The 26,043-nt window shown below is 70.3% G+C and carries 23 protein-coding genes; 5 read left to right on the forward strand and 18 right to left on the reverse strand.

All coding sequences use genetic code 11. From position 1 onward, the window contains the following. Window positions 1-254 precede the first annotated feature (254 nt). From O7623_RS16445 to purN, 7 genes are all read right to left on the reverse strand, one after another. The gene (locus O7623_RS16445) at window positions 255-1,112 is read right to left on the reverse strand and encodes a helix-turn-helix transcriptional regulator (protein ID WP_282223928.1); all 858 of its coding nucleotides are present in this window, start codon (window positions 1,110-1,112) and stop codon (window positions 255-257) included. A gap of 483 nt (window positions 1,113-1,595) precedes the next feature. After that, entirely contained in the window at window positions 1,596-2,813 is a 1,218-nt protein-coding gene (locus O7623_RS16450) for an NADP-dependent isocitrate dehydrogenase (RefSeq protein WP_282223929.1), read from the reverse strand. 183 nt (window positions 2,814-2,996) lie between these two features. After that, window positions 2,997-3,947 (reverse strand): malate dehydrogenase, encoded by a 951-nt coding sequence (gene mdh / locus O7623_RS16455; RefSeq protein WP_282223930.1) that lies wholly within the window; start codon window positions 3,945-3,947, stop codon window positions 2,997-2,999. A gap of 169 nt (window positions 3,948-4,116) precedes the next feature. Further along, window positions 4,117-4,989 (reverse strand): bifunctional methylenetetrahydrofolate dehydrogenase/methenyltetrahydrofolate cyclohydrolase, encoded by an 873-nt coding sequence (locus tag O7623_RS16460; protein WP_282223931.1) that lies wholly within the window; start codon window positions 4,987-4,989, stop codon window positions 4,117-4,119. Window positions 4,990-5,002: 13 nt separating this feature from the next. After that, entirely contained in the window at window positions 5,003-5,602 is a 600-nt protein-coding gene (locus O7623_RS16465) for a pentapeptide repeat-containing protein (protein ID WP_282223932.1), read from the reverse strand. Window positions 5,603-5,618: 16 nt separating this feature from the next. Next, the gene (gene purH / locus O7623_RS16470) at window positions 5,619-7,262 is read right to left on the reverse strand and encodes a bifunctional phosphoribosylaminoimidazolecarboxamide formyltransferase/IMP cyclohydrolase (RefSeq protein ID WP_282223933.1); all 1,644 of its coding nucleotides are present in this window, start codon (window positions 7,260-7,262) and stop codon (window positions 5,619-5,621) included. Further along, the gene (purN, locus tag O7623_RS16475; RefSeq protein WP_282223934.1) at window positions 7,259-7,873 is read right to left on the reverse strand and encodes a phosphoribosylglycinamide formyltransferase; all 615 of its coding nucleotides are present in this window, start codon (window positions 7,871-7,873) and stop codon (window positions 7,259-7,261) included. Before purN ends, purH begins: the two co-directional genes overlap by 4 nt. 142 nt (window positions 7,874-8,015) lie before the next feature. Here purN and O7623_RS16480 point away from each other — a divergent pair, with 142 nt between their 5' ends. Then, window positions 8,016-8,567, forward strand: coding sequence for a DUF4190 domain-containing protein (locus O7623_RS16480; RefSeq protein WP_282223935.1), 552 nt, complete (start codon window positions 8,016-8,018; stop codon window positions 8,565-8,567). A 36-nt stretch (window positions 8,568-8,603) separates the two neighbouring features. Here the strand turns inward: O7623_RS16480 and O7623_RS16485 are convergent, their stop codons facing one another. Then, window positions 8,604-9,986 (reverse strand): DUF6350 family protein, encoded by a 1,383-nt coding sequence (locus tag O7623_RS16485; protein ID WP_282223936.1) that lies wholly within the window; start codon window positions 9,984-9,986, stop codon window positions 8,604-8,606. Between the two features lie 159 nt (window positions 9,987-10,145). Here O7623_RS16485 and O7623_RS16490 point away from each other — a divergent pair, with 159 nt between their 5' ends. Continuing rightward, complete coding sequence (locus O7623_RS16490) at window positions 10,146-10,397, forward strand: hypothetical protein (RefSeq protein WP_282223937.1); 252 nt, start codon at window positions 10,146-10,148, stop codon at window positions 10,395-10,397. Window positions 10,398-10,472: 75 nt separating this feature from the next. Here the strand turns inward: O7623_RS16490 and sucD are convergent, their stop codons facing one another. From sucD to O7623_RS16505, 3 genes are all read right to left on the reverse strand, one after another. Next, on the reverse strand, window positions 10,473-11,360 hold the full coding sequence (gene sucD, locus O7623_RS16495; RefSeq protein ID WP_282223938.1) for a succinate--CoA ligase subunit alpha: 888 nt from the start codon (window positions 11,358-11,360) through the stop codon (window positions 10,473-10,475). 5 nt (window positions 11,361-11,365) lie between these two features. Then, window positions 11,366-12,562 carry an ADP-forming succinate--CoA ligase subunit beta gene (gene sucC, locus O7623_RS16500; protein WP_282223939.1) on the reverse strand — a complete coding sequence of 399 codons (1,197 nt, stop codon included), beginning with the start codon at window positions 12,560-12,562 and terminating at the stop codon, window positions 11,366-11,368. Between the two features lie 369 nt (window positions 12,563-12,931). After that, window positions 12,932-13,351: a cobalamin B12-binding domain-containing protein gene (locus O7623_RS16505; protein WP_282223940.1), complete on the reverse strand. Its 420-nt coding sequence runs from the start codon at window positions 13,349-13,351 to the stop codon at window positions 12,932-12,934. Between the two features lie 384 nt (window positions 13,352-13,735). On the opposite strand from O7623_RS16505, the gene O7623_RS16510 reads away from it, so the two are divergent. Then, complete coding sequence (locus tag O7623_RS16510) at window positions 13,736-14,458, forward strand: M23 family metallopeptidase (RefSeq protein ID WP_282223941.1); 723 nt, start codon at window positions 13,736-13,738, stop codon at window positions 14,456-14,458. Between the two features lie 273 nt (window positions 14,459-14,731). Then, on the forward strand, window positions 14,732-15,649 hold the full coding sequence (locus O7623_RS16515) for a M23 family metallopeptidase (protein ID WP_282223942.1): 918 nt from the start codon (window positions 14,732-14,734) through the stop codon (window positions 15,647-15,649). Between the two features lie 78 nt (window positions 15,650-15,727). Here O7623_RS16515 and pcrA read toward each other — a convergent pair whose 3' ends face one another. Beyond that, window positions 15,728-18,172 (reverse strand): DNA helicase PcrA, encoded by a 2,445-nt coding sequence (gene pcrA / locus O7623_RS16520; RefSeq protein ID WP_282223943.1) that lies wholly within the window; start codon window positions 18,170-18,172, stop codon window positions 15,728-15,730. Window positions 18,173-18,454: 282 nt separating this feature from the next. On the opposite strand from pcrA, the gene O7623_RS16525 reads away from it, so the two are divergent. Beyond that, window positions 18,455-18,808, forward strand: a complete 354-nt coding sequence (locus tag O7623_RS16525; protein WP_348775092.1) for a chorismate mutase — start codon at window positions 18,455-18,457, stop codon at window positions 18,806-18,808. A gap of 150 nt (window positions 18,809-18,958) precedes the next feature. On the opposite strand, the gene O7623_RS16530 is transcribed toward O7623_RS16525, so the two are convergent. The 6 genes from O7623_RS16530 to O7623_RS16555 form a co-directional block, all read right to left on the reverse strand. Further along, window positions 18,959-19,969, reverse strand: coding sequence for a dipeptide ABC transporter ATP-binding protein (locus O7623_RS16530; RefSeq protein ID WP_282223944.1), 1,011 nt, complete (start codon window positions 19,967-19,969; stop codon window positions 18,959-18,961). Next, entirely contained in the window at window positions 19,962-21,005 is a 1,044-nt protein-coding gene (locus O7623_RS16535; RefSeq protein WP_282223945.1) for an ABC transporter ATP-binding protein, read from the reverse strand. The genes O7623_RS16530 and O7623_RS16535 overlap by 8 nt, the downstream gene beginning before the upstream one ends. A gap of 8 nt (window positions 21,006-21,013) precedes the next feature. After that, the gene (locus O7623_RS16540) at window positions 21,014-21,988 is read right to left on the reverse strand and encodes an ABC transporter permease (protein ID WP_282223946.1); all 975 of its coding nucleotides are present in this window, start codon (window positions 21,986-21,988) and stop codon (window positions 21,014-21,016) included. Between the two features lie 71 nt (window positions 21,989-22,059). Continuing rightward, on the reverse strand, window positions 22,060-23,070 hold the full coding sequence (locus O7623_RS16545) for an ABC transporter permease (protein ID WP_282223947.1): 1,011 nt from the start codon (window positions 23,068-23,070) through the stop codon (window positions 22,060-22,062). Window positions 23,071-23,173: 103 nt separating this feature from the next. Continuing rightward, window positions 23,174-24,811, reverse strand: a complete 1,638-nt coding sequence (locus O7623_RS16550; protein WP_282223948.1) for an ABC transporter substrate-binding protein — start codon at window positions 24,809-24,811, stop codon at window positions 23,174-23,176. A gap of 459 nt (window positions 24,812-25,270) precedes the next feature. Beyond that, the gene (locus O7623_RS16555) at window positions 25,271-25,978 is read right to left on the reverse strand and encodes a response regulator transcription factor (RefSeq protein ID WP_282223949.1); all 708 of its coding nucleotides are present in this window, start codon (window positions 25,976-25,978) and stop codon (window positions 25,271-25,273) included. Between the last annotated feature and the right edge of the window lie 65 nt (window positions 25,979-26,043).

The following is a 26,043-nucleotide window of genomic DNA, read 5'->3' on the forward strand; positions in this document are numbered from 1 at the left end:
CGTTGGAAACGCGCCAGTCGACACCCAGCAGGCAAAGCCCGGAGAAACCACCGCCCCACGCCGGGGGGCGGGGACCCACCAGTGTGGTGCCCGTTCACCTTCCCGCTTGCCAGTCCCATAATGGAACATACAAACAGGAACTCCCACTGTCACGCTCAGCTACGCATGGGTTTCATGTGACTTGAGTCACAATGTTGTAGACGACGCCGAATCCTCGGCTGACCCCGACCCGGCCATGGACGGCCCGACACCCATCAGAGGTCGGTCAGCGACTTGGCCACCCGGACAAGAAAGTCGCTCGTCTCCTCCGGCGGGAGCGCGGCCTCACTCAGCCGCTCGAAAACCTCGCGGAAGCGCCTGACGTACGTCTCACCTTCCACGAATTGAGCAACCTCACATGTCTCGAGGAAGACCAGTGGTGGATCCGGGTCGAGTTCGAGTGTCACGAAGCCCCCACCGGCTGCGGCAAACGTCCTTCCCGCGACGAACGGCAGAATTCGGACTGAGAGGTTCGGGCGCTCGTTCGCTGCGGCGAGCGCCGTTATCTGCTCGCGCAGGACCGCACGATTCCCGACCTGACGGCAGATCGCCGATTCGTCGACGACCACCGAAATCGCGGCCGACGAGTCGGCACCGGTCAACAACTGCTGCCGAGCAGCCAGCAACTGCAACCGGTTGACTATCGTGTCTGGGTCGTGCCCTTCGGCGGCCAGCGTCGCGGACGCGTAGTCGGCGGTCTGGAGCAGGTGGGGAACGAACAGGCTGTAGATCGACAGCGCGCTCGCGGTGGCTTCGAGCCCGACGTACGTACGGAGCCACTCGGGAACGATCACACCCTCGCCGAACAGGGACGCCCGCCAACCACGACGTCCAGCCTCCCGGGTGAGGTCCTCCAACTCGCTCCGCAACTGCGCTGGCGCCCCGTACACGGCCATCAACGCCCGCAACGTATGGATCTTCGGGGCCGAGTGGCCATTCTCGAAGCGAGAGAGCGAAGACTTGGTCACCTCTGCGCGTTGGGCGGCTGCCTCGAGAGTAAGCCCTTTGCGCTCCCGCAGCGCTCGCAACTCCGACGCGATACGGCGCTTCAGGGCAACGGGCGGTCGGGTCATGGCAGACAGTCTGACATGCGCACAAGGTCCCGACCACGCTCGGCCACGCAGCCGAGGCGGACTCTGTAGAACTTCCATTCGCGGAAATTCCATCCGAGTCTACAGGGTAGTTCGATGCATGACCGGGACAACGCCCTGGCAAATTTCGCCCAGATATCGGCACCACGCTACATATCGGTCAAGTGCGTGGCCCGATCGGGCGACTCCACCGACGACACACGGCAGCCGCTGCGGTCCGGACATGGTTGCGGGGGGCCCGGGACAGGGCCCCCCGCAGGGAAGGGACGGCAGGCTGCTGGTTCACAGCCGAGGACCGACCGCTGACGTCATGATGCTCAGGGCGACCGCCAGCGCCCGACCCCCCTTGGACGCGACTGGCACCACGTCCATCCTGCTCAACGATTCGCCGTCGACACCGGTGACGGTGCCGCCCGACGGCCTCGAGACCGACGACCGGCTCAGCCGGGACAGGCGCTGAGCCGGTCAGGCGCTCAGGCGCTTGGCCAGGTTGCTGTCGAGTGCTGCCATGAACTCGTCGGTGGTCAGCCACGGGGCGTTGCGGTCGATCAGCAACGCCAGGTCCTTGGTCATCTGGCCGCCCTCGACGGTGTCGATGCAGACCTGCTCCAGGGTGTTGGCGAACTCGGTCACCGCCGGAGTGCCGTCCAGCTTGCCGCGGTGCGCCAGGCCCCGGGTCCAGGCGAAGATCGACGCGATCGGGTTGGTCGAGGTCTTCTCGCCCTTCTGCCACTGCCGGTAGTGCCGGGTGACCGTGCCGTGCGCCGCCTCGGCCTCGACCGTACGGCCGTCCGGGGTCATCAGCACCGAAGTCATCAGCCCGAGCGAGCCGAAGCCCTGGGCGACGGTGTCCGACTGCACGTCACCGTCGTAGTTCTTGCAGGCCCAGACGAAACCACCCTCCCACTTGAGCGCGGCGGCCACCATGTCGTCGATCAGCCGGTGCTCGTAGGTGATGCCGGCGGCGGCGAACTCGGCGGCGAACTCGGTCTCGTACACCTCGGCGAAGATGTCCTTGAACCGGCCGTCGTAGGCCTTGAGAATGGTGTTCTTCGTCGACAGGTAGACCGGGTAGCCACGGTCCAGGCCGTAGCGCAGCGAGGCGCGGGCGAAGTCACGAATCGACTCGTCGAAGTTGTACATGCCCATCGCGACGCCGCCGCCAGCGAAGTTGGCGACCTCCATCTCGACCGGGGCGCTACCGTCGGCCGGGGTGTAGGTGATGGTCACCGTGCCCGGGCCGGGCACCACGAAGTCAGAGGCCTTGTACTGGTCGCCGTGGGCGTGTCGGCCGATGATGATCGGCTTGGTCCAGCCCGGCACCAGCCGGGGCACGTTCGACATGATGATCGGCTCGCGGAAGACGACACCGCCGAGGATGTTACGGATCGTGCCGTTCGGCGACCGCCACATCTTCTTCAGGCCGAACTCCTCGACCCGGGCCTCGTCGGGGGTGATGGTGGCGCACTTCACGCCGACGCCGTGCTGCTTGATGGCGTTGGCGGCGTCGACCGTCACCTGGTCGTCGGTCTCGTCGCGGTACTGGATCGACAGGTCGTAGTAGTGCAGGTCGACGTCGAGGTAGGGCAGGATCAGCTGCTCCCGGATCTGCTTCCAGATGATCCGGGTCATCTCGTCGCCGTCGAGCTCGACGACCGGGTTCGTTACCTTGATCTTCGCCATCGACCGGCGCTCCTCTCGGAAACTCGTGTTAGCAGTACGAGCGTACTGGATTGCCGGTCGCGGCGTGCAGCCGGTGACCGAAGCAGCGACGGAGCTCAGCGGCGCGGGAGCGGCGGACGCCGACGGGCGGGCCGGCGTCGTCCGCCGTACCCGCCCGGTCTCCACTGGCGACCTGCCCGCCGCCTACAGGTTCGCGACGTCCGCCTGCTTGGCGCGGACCGCCTCGGCGGCCTCGGTCAGCGCGGCCAGCTCGGTCTCGGTCAGGTCGGTGGTGACCACCCGACGCACGCCCTCGGCCCCCAGCTCGGCCTCGACGCCCAGGTAGACGCCGTCGATGCCGTACTCGCCGGTGACCCAGGCACAGACCGGCATCACCGCGCCGGAGTCCTCCGCCACGGCCTTGGCCATCCGGGCCGCCGCCGCCGACGGAGCGTAGTACGCCGACCCGGTCTTGAGCAGGGCCACCACCTCGGCACCGCCGTTGCGGGTCCGGACCACCAGCTCCTCGATCTTGTCTGCGGGCAGCAGCTCGGTCAGCGGCTTGCCGTTGACCGTGCACCGCGACGGCACCGGCACCATCGTGTCGCCGTGCGAGCCGAGGGTCAGGGTACGCACGGTCGCCACCGGTACGGCGAGCGTCTCCGCGACGAAGTGGGAGAAGCGGGCGGTGTCCAGCATGCCGGCCTGCCCGAGCACCCGGTTGCGCGGGAAACCGGTGGCGATCTGGGCCAGGGCGGTCATCTCGTCCAGCGGGTTGGACACCACGATGACCACCGCGTCCGGGGCGTACCGGGCGACGTTCTCCGCCACCCCACGGACGATCTTCGCGTTGACCTCGAGCAGGTCCATCCGGCTCATCCCCGGCTTGCGGGGCAGCCCGGCGGTGATGATGACGACGTCGGAACCGGCGATCACCTCGTAGCCGGATCCGTCGACGCCGGTGGTCGCTCCGACGACCTTGGTCTCGAAGCCCTCGATCGGCCGCGACTGGTTGATGTCGAGGGCCAGGCCCTCGGGCTTGCCCTCGATGATGTCGGTCAGCACGACGGTGTCGAAGACGTCGTACTCGGCCAGGCGCTGCGCGGTCGTCGAGCCGTAGAAGCCGGCCCCGACGACGGTGACCTTCTTGCCCATTGTCGTCTCACTCCCTGCTACCGGGCGAATTTGACGGGACCGTATCAGCCAGGTAACGGCTCAGCGGCCCAGGGGCGCGCCCGGAGACCCACCTCACGCGCCCAGGACGGTCCCCGCCCGCACGCGTCCAGGACGGTCCATTCTCCCGCGCCCAGGACGGTCCCCGCCCTCACGCGTCGGCCAGGCCCCGCTCGGCGAGCTCGACGACGTTGGTCAGCAGCATCGCCCGGGTCATCGGGCCGATCCCGCCGGGCACCGGCGCGAGGGCGCCGGCCACCTCGGCGACGTCCGGTGCCACGTCACCGGTGTACTGCCCTTTGCCGTTCTCGCCGATCACCCGCGTGATGCCGACGTCGACCACGGTCGCCCCAGGAGTGATCATCTCGGCGGTGACCAGGCCGGGCACCCCGGCCGCAGCGATCACGATGTCGGCCCGGCGGGTGTGGTCGCCCAGGTCCAGGGTGCCCGTGTGGCACAGCGTCACCGTGGCGTTCTCGCTGCGCCGGGTCAGCAGCAGACCCAACGGCCGACCGACCGTCGTACCGCGGCCGATCACCACGACCTCGGCACCCCGGATCCGGATCGCGTGGCGACGCAGCAGCTCGACGATGCCGCGCGGCGTACAGGCCAGCGGCGCGTCGAAGCCGAGCACCAGCCGGCCCAGGTTGACCGGGTGCAGCCCGTCGGCGTCCTTGTCCGGGTCGACCCGTTCCAGCACCCGCTGGGTGTCGATCTGCGCCGGCATCGGCAACTGGACGATGTAGCCGTGGCAGGCCGGGTCGGCGTTCAGCTCGGCGACGACCGCCTCGACCTGCTCCTGGCTGGCGTCGGCGGGCAGGTCGCGGCGCAACGAGGCGATGCCCACCTCGGCACAGTCGCGGTGCTTGCCGTTGACGTACGCGTGGGAGCCGGGGTCGTCGCCGACCAGCACCGTACCGAGCCCGGGCACCACGCCCTGCTCGGCCAGGGCCTTGACCCGGGCGCGCAGATTGTCCTTGATCGCGGCGGCAGCCGCCTTACCGTCCAGAATTGTCGCCGTCACGTCACCGATCGTCTCACGGGCGTACGTCGGCACCGTAGGCCGCCGCCACCTGCACCGCCTGGCCCAGGTCGATCCGGGCATCGGTGAGATCGAGACCGCGCAGCTCGACCCCGGCCAGGTCCGCGCCGCGCAGGTCGGCACCACGCAACGTCGCGTTGGTCAATCGGGCGTAGCCGAGGTCCGCCCCGGTCAGGTCCACCCGGCTCAGGTTCGCCCCGGTCAGATCGGCCTCCCGCAGCCGCAGCCCGGACAGTTTCGTCCCGGTCAGATCCGCCCCGCGCAGCAGCACGAAGCCCCAGTCGCCGCCGTCGACGTGCAACGGTCGCAGCGTGCAGTCCAGGAACTGGCTCCCGGTCAGCTTGCAGTCGGTGAAGGTCGCGTCGAACAACGACGACCGCCGTACGACGCAGTGCAGCAGCGCGCAGTGGGTGAACGTCGCCGCGTTCGCCCGCACGTTGGCCAGGACGCAGTTGGTGAAGACGCAGCCGGCCAGCACCGCCTCGGTCAGGTCGACGTCGAGGAACTCACAGCGGTCGAAGTGGACACGGTCGAACTCGTCGAGCGCCCAGTCGGCGCCGACAATCCGTTCCTCGACCCGCTGCTGCGTCGACACGACGGCGACCTGCGGCTCAGTGGAAGAAGTGCCGGGTACCGGTCAGGTACATGGTGACCCCTGCGGCGGCCGCCGCCGCGATCACTTCCTCGTCCCGCAGCGATCCACCCGGCTGCACCACCGCCCGTACCCCGGCGTCGAGCAGCACCTGCAGGCCGTCGGCGAACGGGAAGAACGCGTCGGAGGCGGCCACCGACCCGGCGGCCCGCTGCGCGCCGGCCCGGCGGACCGCCAGTTGGGCGGAGTCGACCCGGTTCACCTGGCCCATCCCGACCCCGACGGTGGCCCCGTCGGCGGCCAGCAGGATCGCGTTGCTCTTCACCGCCCGTACCGCCCGCCAGGCGAAGACCAGGTCGGCCAGTACGGCGTCGTCGGCCGGCGTACCGGTGGCCAGCCGCCACTGCGTCGGGTCGTCACCGGCGGCGTCGATCCGGTCGGCGGTCTGGGCCAACGTACCGCCGGTGACCTGCCGCCACTCGACGGCGGCCGGCTGCCACGGCGGCGCGACAAGCAGCCGCAGGTTCTTCTTCGTCGCCAGCACCTCGACGGCCCCGGCCTCGAACCCGGGCGCCACCACGACCTCGGTGAAGATCTCCGCGATCTGGCCGGCCAGTTCGACGGTGACCGGCCGGTTGACCGCGATCACCCCACCGTACGCCGACACCGGGTCGCAGGCGTGCGCCTTGCGGTGCGCCTGCGCGACGTCGTCGCCGACCGCGATGCCGCACGGGTTGGCGTGCTTGATGATCGCCACCGCCGGGGCGGTGAAGTCGTTCGCCGCCCGCCAGGCCGCGTCGGCGTCGACGTAGTTGTTGTACGACATCTCCTTGCCGTGCAGCTGCTCGGCCTGGGCCAGCCCGGCCGGGGCCGCCGGGTCCAGGTAGAGCGCCGCCCGCTGGTGCGGGTTCTCTCCGTAGCGCAGCACGGTGGAGCGGCGCAGCGCCGTCCCGGCGAACTCGGGCCAGTCGGCCGTCGCCGCGGCGGACGGCGTACCGGCCGTCGCCGCGACCCCGTCGACGACCCCGTCGGCGACCCCGTCGACGTCCGCGCCGACCAGGACACGGGCGCACCAGTCGGCGACCGCCACGTCGTACTCGGCGATGTCGGCGAAGGCCCGCGCCGCGAGGGCGCGGCGCTGCCGCAGGGTGAAGCCGCCGTCGGCGAGGGCCTGCTCGATCAACGGGTACGCCGACACCGAGGTGACCACCGCGACACTGGCGTGGTTCTTCGCCGCCGCCCGGACCATCGCCGGGCCACCGATGTCGATCTGCTCGACGCAGCCGTCCAGGTCGGCGCCGGAGGCAACGGTCTGCGCGAACGGGTAGAGGTTCGACACCAGCAGGTCGAACGGCGCGACGCCGAGGTCGGCCAGCTGCCGGGTGTGGTCGGCCGACCGCAGATCCGCCAGGAGTCCGGCGTGGACGTGCGGGTGCAGCGTCTTGACCCGGCCGTCGAGGCACTCGGGGAAGCCGGTGACGTCCTCGACCCGGACCACCGGCACCCCGGTGGCGGCGATCGTCGACGCCGTGGAGCCGGTGGAGACGATCTCCACCCCGGCGGCGTGCAGCAGGCCGGCCAGTTCGGTCAGTCCGGTCTTGTCGTAGACGCTGATCAGCGCACGGCGGACCGGACGACGGCCGTCGGTGGTGGTCGGGTTCATCCGATGGTGACCTTTCGGTGCGAGATGCTCCAGCCGTGCCGGACCAGCCGGCCGACGTACTCGACGAGTTGGGCGCGCTCGGCCTGCTTGATCCGCTCGGTCAGGCTGGCCTCGTCGTCGTCCGGTTCGACCGGGACGGCGACCTGGGCGACGATCGGACCGGTGTCGACGCCCGCGTCCACGAAGAACAACGTGGCCCCGGCCAGCTTCACCCCGTAGGCCAGGGCGTCCCGGGGGCCGTTCATGCCGGGAAAGGCCGGCAGCAGCGAGTTGTGGGTGTTGACGTACCGGTCGCCGAAGGCGTCCAGGAACCGCGCGCCGACCAGCTTGAGGAACCCGGCCGAGACGACCAGGTCCGGCCGGTACGCCGCGACCTGCGCGGTCAGCGCCGCGTCCCAGTCGGCGCGGGTCGGGTGGTCGCCGACGCGGGTCACGAAGGTCGGCACCCCGGCGGCGACCGCCCGCTCCAGGCCGGCGATACCGTCGCGGTCCGCGCCGACCGCGACCACCTCGGCACCGTAGGCCGGATCGGCGGTGGCGTCGAGCAGCGCCTGCAGGTTGCTGCCGGAGCCGGAGACGAGCACCACGAGTCGGGCCGCAGACGAGGTCACGCCAGCACCCTACCCGGCGGCGCACCGGTGCGTCGCAGGCCATCGGACGGCAGGATTTGCGCTGACCAGATACGCTGCCGGTCGCTCGGGCAGTTTCCATTTCCGGCCCGGCCTGAGCGTCGTCGTCGTGAAGGAGTGCCCTGTGCAGCCCGGCTATCCAGGCCAGGATCCGTACGGCCAGCAGCCCCAGCAGCCCCAGGATCCGACCTCGTCTCCACCGTCCGACCCGTACGGCCAGCCCAACTACGGCCAGCCCGGCTACGGCCAGCCCACGTCGGGGCAGCCGGCCTACGGCATGCCGCCCACCTCCGGCCAGCCGTACGGCCAGCAGCCGCCCCCGGGCCAGCCCTACTCCGACCCGTACGCGCAGCAGCCGGTGCCGGGGCAGCCCTACCCGGCACCGGGTTACGGCGCGCCGGGCCCGCAGAAGAACAACACCCTCGGCCTGGTCGGCATGATCGTCGGTATCACCTCGATCGTGCTGGCGTTGTGCTGCCCGCTGCTGGGCATCCCGGCTGCGATCGCCGGCATCGTGCTCGGCTTCCTCGGCCGCAACAAGGCCGACCAGGGCCTGGCGGACAACCGGGGTCAGGCGATGGCCGGTCTGATCTGTGGCGCGGTCGGTGTGGTACTCGGTATCGCGAACGCGATCCTCGGCGTGGTGTTGAACACCGGCGGCGGTTTCACCTTCTGAGCTGGCCGGCCTCCTGAGCGCGCAGGGCGTCCCGGGTCAACCGGGGCGCCCTGCGGCGCGTCTGCGGCTCATCCGGGGCACCCCACGGCGTTGCCGGGGCGGATGCCGCCGGGCGCCGGCCGTCGTGCCGTCAACCGGTGGCGCCGCCACGGCGCGGGCCGCGCCGGCGCCGATCGCCGCGCCGACGCCGACCACCGCGCCCGCGACCGCCGCCACCTGCCAGGCGACCGGCCCGACCTCGGCCAGCCGGCCGGCACCGAGCGGACCGCTGGAGGCGGCGGCACCGGCACCGAGGATCACCCCGGCGACCGGGCCGCTGAGTAGGGCCGCACCGAGCAACGCGAGCCACCCCACCGGCTCGGCGGTGTCGTCGGCACCGACGGTGGACCAGCGCCGGGTCAGTACCCAGCCGGCGGTCATCCCGGCCAGCACCGGCAGGGCCAGCAGCGCGGCGCTGAGCCCGCCGGACGGGCCGCCCGGCAGGCCGGCGAACAGCGGTACGGCCGGCAGACTGCCGAGGGTGACCTCGCTGGTGCGTACCGCAGTGCCGGTGCCCAGCGCGAACCCGGGGCCAAGCAGATAGGACGTCGCCCACATGGCGGCGTTCGGCGCGTACGCGAGGCTGAGCAGGGTGATGCCGGCCTGGCCGGCGACGCCGGCCCGGTAGACGCCGATGGTGTCGGCGGCGTCCCCACCGCTGATCGCCACCGACAGCCCGACGGCACCGGCACCGGCCGCGAGCACCAGCAGCGCCGCGACCAGCCCGGTCCGGCCGGCGTGGCGCAGCGGCACCGGGACGCGGGCCCGCAGTCGGGCGTCGACGCCGGTGGTCCGGGCCGCGCCGAGCAGCGCACCGACCCCGCCGAACACCGCCAACCCGAGCCCGGCCCGGGTCGGGTCGGCCGCCGCTGTCGTGGCCCCGGCGACCAGCCCGGCGGCGGCACCGACGGCGCCGTACACGAGGCCGACCGCGAGCGCGACGGCGGCGGTGTGCCCCGGCGAACCGCTGCGGCGGGCGCCGATGGCCCGGGTGGTGTGCACCCCGGCGCGGTAGATCCGCCAGGCGGCGAGGGCGCTGAGCAGCAGCGGGGCCAGCCCGAGCGGGCCGGTCGAGGTCTCCAGTGGTACGCCGTGGCCGAGCAGCCAGGCGGCGAGGCCGACGCGGGCCGCGTCGGACACCGACGACGCCCCTTCGGCCGAGCGCAGCAGCCACAGCACCGCGGCGACCGGCAGGTAGGACACCACCGCCGCCCAGAGCGTGGTGACGGTGGCCGCGACCAGCAGCGGGGCCCGCCGGCGTCGGGCCGCACCGGCCGGTGACGGTCGGCTGGCATTCCCCGGCCGGCCGGCACCGGGCGGCCGGGCCACGTCGACGGGTACGGCGTGGTCCGGCGGCGGTTCCGGGGGGTGGGCTGCCATCGTGCCTACTTTGGCACGTCAGTGCACCGAAGCTGTGGCATTACCGCCGTGATCGGGCCGCTGACCTGCCGAACCACCCACCAATTCGGGCAAAAGACCGTACGCTCGGGGCGTACCGCACCGCCGTCGGCGGCGGTCGTCGACTCGACGGGGGTGTACGTGACCGCGCAGTATCCACCGCCTGCGGCAGCGGCCGGCAGCGACCGGAGCACCCTGTGGGGTGTGCTCGGCATCGTGGTCGGCCTGCTCTGCTGTGGCATCCTCGGGATCCTCTTCGGCGCGCTGTCGATCCGCGACGCCAACCGCTTCGGCAAGTCCACCGTGCTGGGTTGGGTGGCGATCGTGCTCAGCGTGCTGAACATCATCGGTGGGGCCAGTCTCTGGGCCACCGGGAACTACCCGATCGGCTGACCGGGCACAGCGTAGGGGGCCACCAGCCGGTCACCCGGCCGATGGCCCCCCTGCGGTGCGCACCGGTACGGCGGCTCAGCCGCCGGTGATGACCTGCCGCATCAGGCGGGCGGTCTCGCTCGGCGTACGGCCGACCTTGACGCCGACCGCTTCCAGGGCGGCCTGCTTGGCGTCGGCGGTGCCGGCGGAACCGGAGATGATCGCGCCCGCGTGGCCCATGGTCTTGCCGGGCGGGGCGGTGAACCCGGCGATGTAGCCGACCACCGGCTTGGTCACGTTGGCCTTGATGAAGTCGGCGGCCCGTTCCTCGGCGTCGCCGCCGATCTCGCCGATCATCACGATGGCGTCGGTCTCCGGGTCGTCCTGGAAGGCCGCCAGGGCGTCGATGTGGGTGGTGCCGATGACCGGGTCACCGCCGATGCCGACGCAGGTGGAGAAGCCGATGTCGCGCAGCTCGTACATCAGCTGGTAGGTCAGCGTGCCGCTCTTGCTGACCAGGCCGATGCGCCCGGCGGGGGTGATGTCGGCCGGGATGATGCCGGCGTTGGACGCGCCCGGCGAGGCGATACCCGGGCAGTTCGGGCCGATGATCCGGGTCTTGCCGCCGGAGGCGGTGTTGTACGCCCAGAACGCCGTCGAGTCGTGCACCGGGATGCCCTCGGTGATCACCACGGCGAGCGGGATCTCCGCGTCGATGGCCTCCATCACCGCGGCCTTGCAGAACGCCGGCGGGACGAAGATGACCGTGACGTCGGCGCCGGTGCTGCTCATCGCCTCGGCGACGCTGGCGAAGACCGGCAACTGCACGTCGCCGAACTCGACCTGCTGGCCCGCCTTGCGGGGGTTGACCCCGCCGACGACGTTGGTGCCGGCGGCGAGCATCCGCCGGGTGTGCTTGGAGCCTTCGGAGCCGGTCATCCCCTGCACGATGACCCGGGAGTCCTTGGTCAGCCAGATCGCCATTTCGATCACTGTCCTTCCGGGCGGCCGGACGCCGCTGCGGCGAGCTGCGCGGCCCGCTCGGCCGCTCCGTCCATGGTGTCGACCCGCTCGACGAGCGGGTTGGCTGCCGAGTCGAGGATGGCCCGGCCGGCCTCGGCGTTGTTGCCGTCGAGGCGGACCACGAGCGGCTTGGTGACCGTCTCTCCGCGCTGCTCCAGCAGCGCCAGGGCCTGCACGATGCCGTTGGCGACCTCGTCGCAGGCGGTGATCCCACCGAAGACGTTGACGAAGACGGTCCGCACGTCCGGGTCGGAGAGCACGATCTCCAACCCGTTGGCCATCACCGCCGCGCTGGCCCCGCCGCCGATGTCGAGGAAGTTGGCCGGCTTGACGCCGCCGTGTGCCTCACCGGCGTACGCGACCACGTCGAGGGTGGACATGACGAGGCCGGCGCCGTTGCCGATGATGCCGACCGAGCCGTCGAGCTTGACGTAGTTGAGGTCCTTCTCCTTGGCCCGCTGCTCCAGCGGGTCGACCGTGGACTGGTCGACCATCGCCTCGTGGTCGGGGTGCCGGAAGCCGGCGTTCTCGTCGAGGGTGACCTTGGCGTCCAGGCACAGCACCCGCCCCTCGGTGGTGCGGGCCAGCGGGTTGACCTCGACCAGGGTGGCGTCCTCGGCGACGAACGCCTGCCAGAGACGTACCGCGATCTCGGTGATCTGGTCGGCGAGCTCCGCCGGGAAGCCGGCGGCGGTCACGATCTCGGCGGCCTTGGCCTCGTCCACCCCGACGGTGGCGTCGATGGCGATCTTGGCGACCCGCTCCGGGGTCTCGGCGGCGACCTGTTCGATGTCCATGCCGCCAGCGACGCTGGCGATGCAGAGGAAGGTACGGTTCGCCCGGTCCAACAGGTACGACAGGTAGTACTCGTCGGCGATGTCGGCGGTCACCGTCAGCATGACCTTGCCGACGGTGTGCCCCTTGATGTCCATCCCGAGGATGTTGGTGGCGTGGGTGGTCGCCTCGTCGGCGTCCTCGGCCAGCTTGACGCCGCCGGCCTTGCCCCGACCACCGACCTTGACCTGGGCCTTGACCACGACACGGCCGCCGAGGCGCTCGGCGATCGCGCGGGCCTCTTCCGGGGTGGTGGCGACGCCGCCGGCGAGCACGGGCAACCCGTGTCGCTCGAACAGCTCGCGCCCCTGGTACTCGTACAGGTCCACGTTTGCGCGTCCCGTTCCGTCTCCGCGGCGCGCCGTCGCGCCGCCGCCAGCGTGCATTGCAGATGACTTGTCCGGTCACGAGCCGTGACCGGCCATTGGCGCAGCCTAACCACCCGTACCGGTGGGGCCAGCAGCCGGGCGGACGGTGTGCGCAACCGCACACACCTCGCCCGGACGGGAAAAAGACCGGCTGGCCACGTAACCACCGGTGACAGGCGTCGTTGACTGAGATGTCGGTGCACGCGCAGCGGGGCCGACACGAAAGCGGCCGATGCCCTGTCGGTCGAGGGGTGGCGGCGGGGCATCGTGCATGGAGAGGCCGGACGTGTGAGGGGTGCGTCCGGCCTCTCACCTATTGGCGGACGTGAGTCAGCTATGGCGCGAGTCGCTGGGTTGGCCGGACACGTTGCCGCGTACCCAGTCCACGATCTCGCTGGTGCTCGCCCCGGGGGTGAAGATCCGGGCGACGCCGAGCGCGGCGAGCGCGGCGATGTCGTCGTCGGGGATGATGCCACCGCCGAAGACCACGATGTCCTCGGCGTCGCGCTCGCGCAGCAGGTCGAGCACCCGACGGAAGAGCGTGAGGTGCGCGCCGGAGAGCACCGAGAGCCCGACGGCGTGGGCGTCCTCCTGGATCGCGGTCTCGACGATCTGCTCCGGAGTCTGGTGCAGGCCGGTGTAGATGACCTCGATACCGGCGTCGCGCAGCGCGCGGGCCACCACTTTGACTCCCCGGTCGTGGCCGTCGAGCCCCGGCTTGGCCACCACCACCCGGATCCGCGTCTGCATCGCTGCGCCTCCCGCCCGTCGGCCCGCCGCATGCGGCCCTTAACGAAGGTTAACCAACGTCGGCAGGCAGGCGGGAGCCCGCCCGTCGCCCGACGTGGACCGGCGGGCCGACCCACTGAACGCACGATAAGTATTGCTCAATGTAACCGGGAGTTACCAACGAGTGGGCCGATAAAAGGTTACGAATTCGGACAATACACAACGGACGATCGCAGATCGTCAACGGTTTTTTGCGAGTCGGGTTGTGGCCGGGCTGGGGGTTGGCTACCGTGTCCACGGTTGTCATCTGGTTCCGGCCAGATCCAACCCGGCCAACGAGCGTTAACCACACGGTCCCACGACGCTTGCACCACCGGCCGAACTACCCGCCAACGGAGGGTGTGCGTGCGCCAACGCCTGTCGTCAGAGCCCGACAGATATCGGGGTCGCCGCCGCGTACCCACCCCCCCTCGCAACCGGTACGCCGCGGTGATGACCACCGCCGTGGTCGGCGCGGGTGTCGTCGCCCTCGGGGCCAGCGCGATGCCGGACGCCAAGACACTGAGCCCGTCGGCCCTGGCCGACCTGGAGACCACGGCTGCCCTCAGCGACCAGGCCCTCGAGCGCGCCAGCGATGCCGAGCGGGCGTCTCGGGACACCGACCGCGCCCCGGCCACCTCGATGACCCAGGCAGCGCCGGACGTGTGGATGCTGCCGCTGCACGGCTACACCTTCACCTCCCCGTACGGGATGCGGTGGGGCAAGCTGCACGCCGGTGTCGACCTGGCCGCCCCGGAGGGCACCCCGTTCCAGTCGATCCACTCGGGCACGGTCACCCTGGCCGGCTGGAACGGCGGCTACGGCTACTGCGTCATCGTCAAGCACGACGACGGCACCGAGGCGGTCTACGGGCACGCTTCCCGGCTGCGGGTCACCGCCGGCGACCGGGTCGAGGCCGGTGACCTGCTCGGGGACGTCGGGAACACGGGCCACTCCTACGGTGCCCACCTGCACCTGGAGGTGCACGTCGAGGGCGAAGCGAAGGACCCGATCCCGTGGCTGCGGGACAAGGGAGTGGACATCCAGCTACAAGTCGAGTCAATTTACGGCGGAGTAGTCGACTCCTGACTTACGGTAGCAGAAGATAGCCGCCCAGACCAGACGGTCTGGGCGGTTTCTTGTGCCCCCCGGTCACCAAAAGTGACCTGCACCACTCGACGTATTGTGGCCGCCGTCACACTAACCTGCCCTGCGGAAACTACGCAGAGCTACCGCCCACGCCGCAGAACTCCCCCTCCGTAAGCACCCTGAGTGACTTCTCCGGGTACCCCGTACCCACCCTCCGTGGTTGGCACACCACCATTTTCGGGTCCGTGCTCTCCCTACCACGGAGGTCCCCCCGTGTCGCACACCGAGCCTTCCCGGCCCGCCGCACCGGCCCGACACCGCGCCACTGGCGCCCACCGGCTCCCCGCCGGCGCCCGCGCCCGGATCCGCCACATCGGGCGGCGCAGCCGCACCGTGGCGCTCACCGGGCTGGCGATCGCCGCCCTCGGCATCGGCGGTGCCGCCACCGCCCTGACCTACCCCGACGAGCCCGGGCAGAACGACCCCACCACCGTCACCACCGCTGGCGAACGGTCCAGCGACGAGCAGGCGGCCGTCGACGAACGGTCCGACGCGGCACAGCGGGCCGACCGCAGCGACCGCCGAGCCACCGCCGAGCCCGGCGGGCAGGCCGGCTTCGGCCCGGCCGACGCCACCCCGACGCCGAGCGGCACGACACCTGCTGCCGCGCCTACCGACGCGGCGACCCCGACCGAGGCCGAGGCCGACGCGGAGGCCGACGCCCCGGCCGACAGCGGGGCGGCCACCGCTGCCGCCGCCACCGCTCCCGACCCGACGCCGAGCGCCACCCCCGACTGGGTCACTCCGATGCCCGGCGCTCAGATCACCTCCTGCTACGGCCAGCGCTGGGGGGTCCTGCACGCCGGAATGGACCTCGCCATGCCGGCCGGTACGCCGGTCCTGGCCGCCGGAGCCGGCACCGTCACCGTCGCCGGCTGGGCCTACACCGGGTACGGCATCTCCGTGGTGATCGACCACGGCGACGGCCTGCTCACCCACTACGCCCATCTCTCCGCCACCAGCGTCGCCGTCGGTGACCGGGTGGCCCCCGGCGACCAGATCGGCCAGGAGGGCTCCACCGGTGACTCCACCGGCCCGCACCTGCACTTCGAAGTGCACGTCAGCGGGCTGTGGAGCCAGGTCGACCCGGCACCGTGGCTGCGCGAACGCGGCGTCGACCTGGGCTGCTGACCGTCGCTGGCGACCGCCGGTCGCGACCTGCCGCCGACCGGCGGGGCGCGATCCGGCCGACCTGACCGGCGGCCGGGGTCAGACCTTCTCGATCGGGGCGTGCCGCAGCACCAGCCACATCGTCTGATCGCCGAAGTCGATCTGTGCCCTGGCCGCCGGGCCGTGGCCTTCCACCGCCAGCACCCGACCCAGCCCGTAACGCTGGTGGTTGACCCGCTCCCCGACCGCCACCTTCGGAGCGGTTGGCAGCTCACTGGCGGTGCTCAGCCGGCTCGGGTCCACCCCGAGCCGCTGGGCGAGGCGGGCGGCTTTCGGCGTACCGCCGGCGAAGCCGCCACCGCGCGCCACCAGTGACCGGTCCGCAGTCCCCGACCGGCCCCCGACGCCGCCGCCCGTGCCGGACCAGGACGTGTACGCGCCCTCGGTGCGCTCCCAGCGGACCAGCTCGGCCGGCAGCTCGGCGAGAAACCGCGACGGCGGGTTGTACGCCGGCTGCCCCCACGCCGCCCGGGTGACCGCGCGGGACAGCAGCAACCGCTGCCGGGCCCGGGTGATCCCGACGTACGCCAGCCGCCGCTCCTCCTCCAGCTCGCGGGTGTCGCCGAGGGCGCGCAGATGTGGGAAGACGCCGTCCTCCAGCCCGGTCAGGAAGACCACCGGGAACTCCAGGCCCTTCGCGGTGTGCAGCGTCATCAGCGTGACCACGCCCTGGTGGTCCGGATCGTCGTCGGGCACCTGGTCGGCGTCGGCGACCAACGCCACCTGCTCCAGGAAGCCGGCCAGGGTGGCCGGCTCGTCGGACGCCTCGACCCGCTCGGTGTACTCCCGGGCGACGCTGACCAGCTCCTGCAGGTTCTCCACCCGGCCGGCGTCCTGCGGGTCCAGGCTCTCCTCCAGCTCGGTGAGGTACCCCGACCGCAGCAGCACCGCCTCCAGGACCTCCTCCGGCGTGGCGGTGGCGGCCGTCTCACGGACTCCGTCGAGCAGCGCCACGAACTCGCCGATGGCGTTCACCGCCCGGGTGGAGATCCCCGGGGCCTCGGCGGCGCGGCTCAGCGCGGCGCCGAACGAAATCCGCTCCCGGGCGGCCAACGCCTCGACGCACGCCTCGGCCCGGTCGCCGATCCCCCGCCGGGGCGTGTTGAGCACCCGCCGGATGCTCACCGTGTCGTCGGCGTTGACCACCGCCCGCAGGTACGCCAGCGCGTCGCGGACCTCCTTGCGCTCGTAGAAGCGCACCCCGCCGACCACCTTGTACGGCAGCCCGACCCGGATGAACACCTCCTCGAAGACCCGTGACTGGGCGTTGGTGCGGTAGAAGACCGCGACGTCGCCCGGCCGGGCCGACCCGTCGTCGCAGAGCTGGTCGATCCGCCGGGCCACCCAGTCCGCCTCGGCGTGCTCGGTGTCGGCGACGTAGCCGACGATCGGCTCGCCGTCGCCCTGGTCGCTCCAGAGCCGTTTCGGCTTGCGGCCGGCGTTGTTGGTGATCACCGCGTTCGCGGCGGACAGGATCGTCTGGGTGGAGCGGTAGTTCTGCTCCAGCAGGATCGTGCGGGCCTGGGCGAAGTCGCGCTCGAACTCAAGAATGTTGCGAATGGTCGCGCCCCGGAAGGCGTAGATCGACTGGTCGGCGTCGCCGACCACGCAGAGCTCCCCCGGCGGTACGCCGTCGCTGCCGTCGCCGACCAGCTCCTTGACCAACTGGTACTGCGCGTGGTTGGTGTCCTGGTACTCGTCGACCAACACGTGCCGGAACCGCCGACGGTAGCTCTCCGCGACGTGCGGGTGGGACTGCAACAGGTGCACCGTCGTCATGATCAGATCGTCGAAGTCGAGCGCGTGCGCCTCCCGCAGCCGGCGCTGGTAGAGCGCGTACGCCTCGGCGAGCGCCCGCTCGTTGGGGCCAGCCGCCCGGTCGGTGAACGTTTCCGGGTCGACCAGCTCGTTCTTCAGGTTCGACACTCCGGTGGCCAGCCCACGGGCCGGATAGCGCTTCGGATCCAGGTCCAGCTCGCGGGCGACGAGCTGCATCAGCCGCCGGGAATCGTCGGCGTCGTAGATCGAGAAGGTGGACTTCAGACCGGCGTGCTCGTGCTCGGAGCGCAGGATCCGCACACAGGCGGAGTGGAACGTGGAGACCCACATCATCCGGGCCCGGGGGCCGACCAGGTTGCCGACCCGCTCCTTCAACTCCCCGGCGGCCTTGTTGGTGAAGGTGATCGCCAGAATCTCACCGGGGTGGGTGCGCCGAGCGGCGAGCAGATACGCGATCCGGTGGGTGAGCACCTTGGTCTTGCCCGACCCGGCACCGGCGACGATCAGCAGCGGGCCACCGGCGTGGGCGACCGCGTCCCGCTGCGGGCCGTTGAGACCGGTCAGCAGGGCCGCGCCGGCGAGGGAACCGTCGTCGCCGGTCCGGGCGCGGTCAGCGGTACGAGGGCTGTCGTCGGGTACGCCACTACCGCCACGGCTGGCAGCAGGTACGGGTGTGGCCGCTGGGGTTTCGAAGAGAGGATGCATCGCAGCAGGAGTCTATGCCGACCGACTGACAGCGGTGAGCAGGCTCTCGGCGGGCAGTTGGCCGGAATCCTTGCGCTGGCGTCGGCCGCATGGGCATACTCACAGGCGTGATCCGCCGAGCGCGATTTTACTTTACCTACGGTTCCGGGAGTCCGGCTGCCGCAGGTCGCGCCTGATCATCAGACCTACGAATGCCCCGGCTCTCGCGAGAGTCCGGGGCATTTCGCGTTCCGGGCATCGCGGAGCGTCCACCGGGGGCCCGACCAGTCCAGGAGGCAGGACATGGGGACCAACGCCGTAGCGCCACAGAGCGCCGAGGACAGCGCCACCGGTGCCACCACGGGCGGCACACCGCCGGGTGGCCGGCAGCAGACCGGCACCGACGCTCCGGAGGCGGCCGACCGGATCCTGGCGATCCGCGACCGGATCAACGAGATCGACGAGGCCTTGATCTCGCTGTGGCAGGAACGTGCCGAACTGTCGCGCCAGGTCGGCGCGGTCCGGATCGCCTCCGGCGGCACCCGGCTGGTGCTGTCGCGCGAACGGGAGATCATGGAGCGGTACCGCACCGCGCTGGGCGCGGACGGCACCCAACTGGCCCTGCTGGTGCTGCGCGCCGGCCGTGGGCCGCTCTGAGCCATCCGTGAGCGGCCGGTTCAACGACCTGTGAACCGCCGATTCGATTGCCCGTGAGTCGCCGCTGACGCGACGGTGGCCGGCACCGATGACACCCGACGAGGGTGACGACCGGCGCCGGCCACCGTGGGCGGCAGCGCAGCCAGAGAGCTACTCCTTGGCGTGCACCACGTCGCGTACCTCGGCGAAGTGGCAGGCGCTCGGGTGCGCCGACGCGTCCCGTACCGTCAACGCCGGCTCCTCGGTCGCGCAGAGGTCCTGCGCCTTCCAGCAGCGGGTGCGGAACCGGCAGCCCGACGGCGGGTCGGCCGGCGACGGCACGTCACCTTCCAGAACGATCTGGTCACGCAGGCCGCGTACGGTCGGGTCCGGCAGCGGCACGGCGGAGAGCAACGCCTGGGTGTACGGGTGGGTCGGCCGCTCGTAGATCTCGTCCTCGTTGCCGATCTCCACGACCTTGCCGAGGTACATCACCGCGACCCGGTTGGCGATGTGCCGCACCACCGACAGGTCGTGCGCGATGAAGATGTACGACAGCCCCAGCTCCTTCTGCAGCTTCTCCAGCAGGTTGATCACCTGGGCCTGGATCGACACGTCGAGCGCGGAGACCGGCTCGTCGCAGAGGATGATCTCGGGACGCAGGGCGAGCGCCCGGGCGATCCCGATCCGCTGCCGCTGCCCGCCGGAGAACTGGTGCGGATACCGGTTGATGTGGTCGGGGTTGAGGCCGACCAGGTCCAGCAGCTCCTGGACCCGCCGTCGCCGGTCGCCGCGCGGCGCGACGTCCGGGTGGATCTCGAACGGCTCACCGATCAGGTCGCCGACCGTCATCCGTGGGTTCAGCGACGTGTACGGGTCCTGCATCACCAGCTGGATGTTGCGCCGGGCCCGACGCAGCTCGGCGCGGCTGCGACCGGCCACGTCGGTGCCGTGCACCAGGATCGAACCCGACGACGGCTTCTCCAGCCCGACCAGCAGCTTGGCCAGGGTGGACTTGCCGCAGCCGGACTCACCGACGATGCCGAGGGTCTCGCCCCGGCTCAACTGCAGGTTGATGCCGTCGACCGCGCGGACCGCGCCGATCTGCTTCTTGAACAGGATGCCCTGGGTCAGCGGGAAGTGCTTGACCAGGTCCCGGGTCTCCAGAACGACGTCACTCATCGCCCTTGACCTCCTTCCAGAAGTGGCAGGCGGAGGTACGGGTGGGGGCCACCGGGAACCGCGGTGGTGGCGGATCGGCCCGGCAGACGTCCTGCGCGTACCGGCACCGGGGGTTGAACGAGCAACCCGCTGGGATGTTCGTCAACGCCGGTGGCAGCCCCTTGATGACGTTGAGCTGCTGGCCCTTGAGGTCGATCCGGGGGATCGACTCCAGCAGCGCCTTGGTGTACGGGTGCGCCGGTGAGGCGTAGATGTCCCGGACCGGCGCCTCCTCGACGACCCGACCCGCGTACATGACGGAGATCCGGTCGGCGACGTCGGCGACCACCCCCATGTCGTGGGTGATCAGCACCAGACCCATGTTGCGTTCCCGCTGCAGCTCTGCGAGCAGGCTCATCACCTGGGCCTGGACGGTCACGTCGAGGGCGGTGGTCGGCTCGTCGGCGATCAGCACCTCGGGGTCGAGCGCCAACGCCATCGCGATCATCACCCGCTGGCGCATACCGCCGGAGAACTGGTGCGGGAAGTCGTTCACCCGCTGCCGGGCGGCCGGGATCTTCACCAGGTCGAGCAGCTCGACCGCGCGGGCCTTGCTGTCGGCCCGGGACATCCCCCGGTGCTTGCGGAACAGTTCGGACAGCTGGAACCCGACGGTGAAGACCGGGTTCAGCGCCGACAGCGCGTCCTGGAAGATCATCGCGATCCGGTTCGCCCGGATCTTGCGACGCTGCGACTCCGGCAGCTTCAGCAGGTCGACGCCGCGGTAGCGGATCTCGCCACCGGTGACGTACCCGGGGGGCGAGTCGATGATGCCCATGATCGCCTGCGCGGTGACGCTCTTGCCGCAGCCGGACTCACCGAGGATCGCCAGGGTCTCACCGGGCTGCAGCGAGAAGCTGACCCCGTTGACCGCGTGCGCGATGCCGTTGCGGGTGCGGAACTCGACCTGCAGGTCCTTGACCTGCAGCGGCGGGGCGCTGGAGTCGAGGCCGGGCAGTGCGTCGATGGTGGCGGTGATGTCTCTGTCCGTCGTCATGGCTCACCTCACCGCAGTTTCGGGTCGAGGGCGTCACGCAGCGCGTCGCCCATGAGGATGAAGGAGAGCACCGTGCCGACCAGCAGGCCACACGGGAACAGCAGCAGCCAGGGGTCCTCCAGGAAGTAGACCTGGTGGGCGTTGATCATGATGCCCCAGGACTGCGTCGGGGCCCGCAGGCCGACGCCGAGGTAGGTCAACGTCGCCTCGGCCGCCACGAACGCACCCAGCGCGATGGTCGCGTAGACGACCATCGGCGCGATCGCGTTCGGCAGGATGTGCCGCATCATCATCCGGCCGTTGGTCGCGCCCATCGCCCGCGCCGCCTGGACGTAGTCCAGCCCCTTGGATGAGATCACGCTGCCCCGGATGATCCGGGCGATCGTGGTCCAGCCCAACAGGATCAGCACCGCGCCGATCGTCCAGACGTTCTGGATCCGGATCACCGTCAGGAAGACGATCGCGCCGAGCAGGAACGGCAGTGAGAAGAAGATGTCGGTGATGCGGGAGAGGATCGCGTCGACCCAGCCGCCGAAGTAGCCGGCCAGCAGGCCGATGGCGCCGCCGATGAGCACGATGCCCGAGGTCGCGAAGATCGCGATCGACAGCGATGGCCGGGCACCGTAGATGGCGTGCGAGTAGTAGTCGCAGCCCAGCTGGTCGAAGCCGAACGGATGGTCCCAGCTCGGTGGCGTCCGGGTCCGGGAGACGTTGCAGTCGGCCGGGTTCTGGCTGGTCCACAGCCCGGGGAAGGCCGCCATCGAGCCGACGATCAGCAGGTAGATCGACGCGATCACGAAGACCGGGTCGCGGACCAGCTGCCGGCCCGCGTCGGCCCAGAGGCTGGCGTTGCGCTCCGTACCGGTCGTCGGGGTGCCGTTGGACGCGGTGCCGTTGGACGCGGCGTCGCCCGGGGTCGGGGTCCCGGCGGCGGGCGGCTCACCGTCGTCGACGGTCTTGGCCGCGTTGGTCGGGTCACTCATGGTGCCACCTCACTACGCTCGGTCCGCCATGGGTCCGCACGGCGCCGGGCAGGCCGATGTGTCGGTTGTACTCACTCATAGCGGATCCGTGGGTCGAGGACCGCGTAGAGCAGGTCGACCAGCAGGTTCACCACGAGGAAGACCAGGACCAGCATGGTGACCACGCCGATCGCCACGGACGCCTCACCGCCGGTCGCCGACCGGGCGACCAGCAGGCCGATGCCGGGGACGTTGAAGATCCGTTCGGTGACGACCGCGCCGCCCATCAGGACGCCGACGTCGACGCCCAGGTAGGTGATCACGGGGATCAGCGAGTTGCGCAGGGTGTGCACGCCGACGACCCGCTTGCGGGCCAGGCCCTTGGCCTTGGCGGTACGCACGTAGTCGGAGCGGATGTTCTCCATGATGCTGGTCCGGGTGAGCCGTGCGGTGGTGGCCAGCGACACCGCGCCGAGCACCAGACCGGGGATGACCAGGCTGGCGAACGGATACTCCACCTTGAACCCGGCGCTGAAGACCCCGCGGGATATCAGGTCGGGTATCCAGTCGATGTCCCGCAGCACGTTGCCGAACTTGACCCCGACGTACTCGCGCACCACGATGCCGAGCACGAAGATCGGCACCGAGATCACGAACACCGTCGAAATCTTGACCAGGTAGTCGGCGAAGCTGCCGCTGCGCAGTCCGGCGAGCACGCCGGCGGCGATGCCCACGATGGACTGGAAGAGCATCGCGATCAGGACGATCTTCAGGGTGAACGGCACCGCGTCGGCCACCATCTCGACGACCGGCCGGCCGCGCAGGTTCACGCCGAAATCGAAGTGCAGGAATATGCCCTGCAGGCGGTCACCGAACAGCCCGAAGCAGGGGTTGAACTTCTGTTCCAGGCACGGGTCGTCGAGCCCCAGCTTGGCGCTGAGGGCGTCCATCTGTGCCTGGGTGGGGGTCCGGTCGCCGAACAGGGCCCGGACCGGGTTGCCGCTCAGTTGGATACCCACCGACGTGATGTAGTGCAGCAGGAACATCGTCCCGAGCACGGTGGGGATGAACTGGAGCAACCGTCGGATGACGTAGCGCCCCATGACGGGGGTCTCCTCTCGGCGCTAAACGTGGCGGCAACAGGCTCCTCGTGGGAGACCCGTTGCCGCCACGTCGCGTTACGACTTGATCAGTCAGACCCGGGGGTCAGGAGTTGCTCTTCAGCGTGATCTTGCCGTACTCGGCGTCCGAGATCTTGTTCCAGACGAACTGGTCGACGTTCTCGCCGTACAGCGCCGCGACCTTGCTGAACCACATCGGGATGACCGGCAGGTCCTCCACGACGAGGTCCTCGGCCTGGTTGTAGAACGGGATGGCCGCTTCGAGGTTCTCGGCGGCGTCGCCCTGGGCGATCAGCGAGTCGAACTCCGGGTTCGAGTACGTGGAGTTGTTGCTGCCCGAGCCGGTGCCGTACAGCGGCTGCAGGTAGGTCTCGATGACCGGGTAGTCCGGGCCCCAGCCGAGCCGGAACGGGCCGGTGAAGGCCTTCTGGTCGGCGGTCGACAGGTACTCGGGGAACTGCAGGTTGACCTTCAGCTCGTAGTCGATGCCGAGCGCCGCCTTGATCTGGTCGCCGACGGCCTGCAGCCAGGCCTCGTGACCGGCACCGGCGTTGGCCCACAGCTCCAGCGGCCCGCCCTTCCAGCCGCCGGCTTCCTCCAGCAGCTGCTTGGCCCGCTCGACGTCCTGGGTGCAGTACTCGCAGACGCCCGGACGGTAGCCGTCGAAGGTCGGCGCCACGACACCCTCAGCCGGGGTGAACCGGCCATTGAAGACGGCGTCGATGATGCCCTGCCGGTCGATGGAGAGCGAGAACGCCTGGCGGATCCGCTTGTCCTTGAAGTTCTCGTTGTACAGCGGCATGCCGACGTAGGTGAAGCTGTCGCCCGGCGCCTCGTACATCTGCTCGCCGTACTGCTGCTTCGCCTCGGCGTAGCGGGCCGGCGGGATGGTGTACATGACGTCCAGCTCGCCGGCCTGGAAGGCGGCGTAGCCGGCGTCGACGTCCTGGTAGATCTTGTACGCCAGGGTGTCGGCCTTGCCCTTGTCCTCACCCGCCCACGAGTCACTGCGCACCAGGGTGATGCCGACGTCGTGCTGCCAGCTGCCCTCGATCTTGTAGGGGCCGTTGCCGATCGGGGTCTCGTTGCAGGCCTCGGTGTCGGCGATGCAGGCCTCGGCCATCGGGAAGAAGCCGGAGTAGCCGACGATCGCCGGGAAGCCGGAGAACGGCGCCTTCAGCTCGACGGTGAAGGTCAGGTCGTCGACCTTCTGCAGACCGGACAGCTCCTGCGCGGCCGGCTCCGGAGCCTCCTGCGGCCCGTCACCGTCCGGGTCCTCACCAGCGGTGACCTCGTCGATGCCGGCGATGCGCTTCATGAAGTACGAGTTGTTCTGGGCGTTCGGCCCGTACGCCGTGAAGTTCCACGCGCGGATGAAGGCGTCGGCGTTCACCGGCTCGCCGTTGTCGAAGGTGTAGCCGTCCTTGACCTTGATCGTCCAGGTCTTGTTGTCCTCGGACTCGATGGACTCGGCAAGGTCGTTCTCCGGCTCACCGGTCTCGGCGTTGTACTTGACCAGACCACGGTAGAGCTGGCGGATCACCAGGATGGACGGCTCGTCGTCACCAGCGGACGGCAGCAGGAAGGCCGGCTCCGAGGCATAGATGCGAAGTTCACCGCCGGAGTCGTTCTCCGTGGTCTCTCCGCTGTCGCTACTGCAAGCGGTGGCGAACAGAGCGATGGCGGTCGTTGCGACCGCCACCTTTAGGGATTTCCCACGCATGGGAGAGCCTCCTCAGGGCGCTCACGGGGGGGTTGTGAGGTGACTGACACTGTGACACCAGGTAGCCCGTTGCGTGAAGGTGCCGTTATCAAGCCGATACGCGGCCGGGACGGCTCCGATACGCCGATCGAGATCTCTCGACCTCGCCCGGAACCCGTGCTGACCTGGGCATCCGACCACTGTACAACCCCGATTACCGGAGAGTAGGGACGCCCTGCTGTGACCTTCCCCGCCACCCCTTCATCACTCTCGGATGTCAAGTTAATACTTTCCGTCACCACTCGCCCGAGGTGTCCGGATGCCGGATTGGCGACAATTGCGAGATTGTAACCCCGGCGTGAACGCGAGTCCGCAGTAGCGCTGCCCCGGCGGCCGGACCTGCCGGGGTCGACAGCCACCCGACACCCGTGGCGCCACCAGGTTCCCATCATCCGGGAGATAGAGCAAGTCCACTGACGGTCAGATCAGTCGTCGGTCTGCCGCCCATCTGGATAGTTCGTACCGGTTTGACATCTGCAGCTTCCGCAGCACGTTCGACACGTGGGTCTCGACCGTCTTGATCGAGATGAAGAGCTCCTTGGCGATCTCCTTGTACGCGTACCCCCGGGCCAGCAGCCGCAGCACCTCGCGCTCCCGGTTGGTCAGCTGGTCCAGCTCCGGATCCACCACCGGGGCGTCCGGCCGGGCCGCGAAGGCGTCCAGCACGAACCCGGCCAGTCGTGGGCTGAACACCGCGTCGCCGTCGGCCACCCGGTGGATCGCCGCCGCCAGGTCCTCCGGCGAGATCGTCTTGGTGACGTAGCCGCGGGCTCCGGCCCGGATCAGCCCGATCACGTCCTCGGCCGCGTCCGACACGCTCAACGCCAGGAACCGCACCGACGAACGACCGGCACCCGGACCCCGCAGGACGGCGTCCAGTACCGCCCGTCCGCCACCGTCCGGCATGTGTACGTCGAGCAGCACCACGTCCGGTTCGGTCGCCGCGATCCGGCTGACCGCCTCGGCGACCGTGGCGGCCTCGCCGATGACCGCCACGTGCGCCCCCAGCTCGGCCCGTACCCCGGCCCGGAACATCGCGTGGTCGTCGACCAGAAAGACCCGCAGTCGCCGCCCGTCGGAGGTGTCCGGCTCACCACCCGCCGTCGGTCGACCGGTCGGCTCGTCCATCACTGTCCGCCCTCTCCTGTCCGCGCGTCGGCGCGCGGCTCGTCTCCAGCCGTACGTGGCCCGTC

The organism is Solwaraspora sp. WMMD791 (assembly GCF_029581195.1).
Taxonomy (GTDB): domain Bacteria; phylum Actinomycetota; class Actinomycetes; order Mycobacteriales; family Micromonosporaceae; genus Micromonospora_E.

Excerpts from the sequence above, each read along its gene's own strand:
- purH (WP_282223933.1), bottom strand. The coding sequence starts at position 7,262 with ATGAACCCGACCACCACCGACGGCCGTCGTCCGGTCCGCCGTGCGCTG.
- O7623_RS16450 (WP_282223929.1), bottom strand. The coding sequence starts at position 2,813 with ATGGCGAAGATCAAGGTAACGAACCCGGTCGTCGAGCTCGACGGCGAC.
- O7623_RS16535 (WP_282223945.1), bottom strand. The coding sequence starts at position 21,005 with ATGACGACGGACAGAGACATCACCGCCACCATCGACGCACTGCCCGGC.
- O7623_RS16530 (WP_282223944.1), bottom strand. The coding sequence starts at position 19,969 with ATGAGTGACGTCGTTCTGGAGACCCGGGACCTGGTCAAGCACTTCCCG.
- pcrA (WP_282223943.1), bottom strand. The coding sequence starts at position 18,172 with ATGCATCCTCTCTTCGAAACCCCAGCGGCCACACCCGTACCTGCTGCC.
- sucD (WP_282223938.1), bottom strand. The coding sequence starts at position 11,360 with ATGGCGATCTGGCTGACCAAGGACTCCCGGGTCATCGTGCAGGGGATG.
- O7623_RS16540 (WP_282223946.1), bottom strand. The coding sequence starts at position 21,988 with ATGAGTGACCCGACCAACGCGGCCAAGACCGTCGACGACGGTGAGCCG.
- O7623_RS16555 (WP_282223949.1), bottom strand. The coding sequence starts at position 25,978 with ATGGACGAGCCGACCGGTCGACCGACGGCGGGTGGTGAGCCGGACACC.
- O7623_RS16525 (WP_348775092.1), top strand. The coding sequence starts at position 18,455 with ATGGGGACCAACGCCGTAGCGCCACAGAGCGCCGAGGACAGCGCCACC.
- O7623_RS16445 (WP_282223928.1), bottom strand. The coding sequence starts at position 1,112 with ATGACCCGACCGCCCGTTGCCCTGAAGCGCCGTATCGCGTCGGAGTTG.
- O7623_RS16545 (WP_282223947.1), bottom strand. The coding sequence starts at position 23,070 with ATGGGGCGCTACGTCATCCGACGGTTGCTCCAGTTCATCCCCACCGTG.
- O7623_RS16550 (WP_282223948.1), bottom strand. The coding sequence starts at position 24,811 with ATGCGTGGGAAATCCCTAAAGGTGGCGGTCGCAACGACCGCCATCGCT.
- mdh (WP_282223930.1), bottom strand. The coding sequence starts at position 3,947 with ATGGGCAAGAAGGTCACCGTCGTCGGGGCCGGCTTCTACGGCTCGACG.
- O7623_RS16505 (WP_282223940.1), bottom strand. The coding sequence starts at position 13,351 with ATGCAGACGCGGATCCGGGTGGTGGTGGCCAAGCCGGGGCTCGACGGC.
- O7623_RS16485 (WP_282223936.1), bottom strand. The coding sequence starts at position 9,986 with ATGGCAGCCCACCCCCCGGAACCGCCGCCGGACCACGCCGTACCCGTC.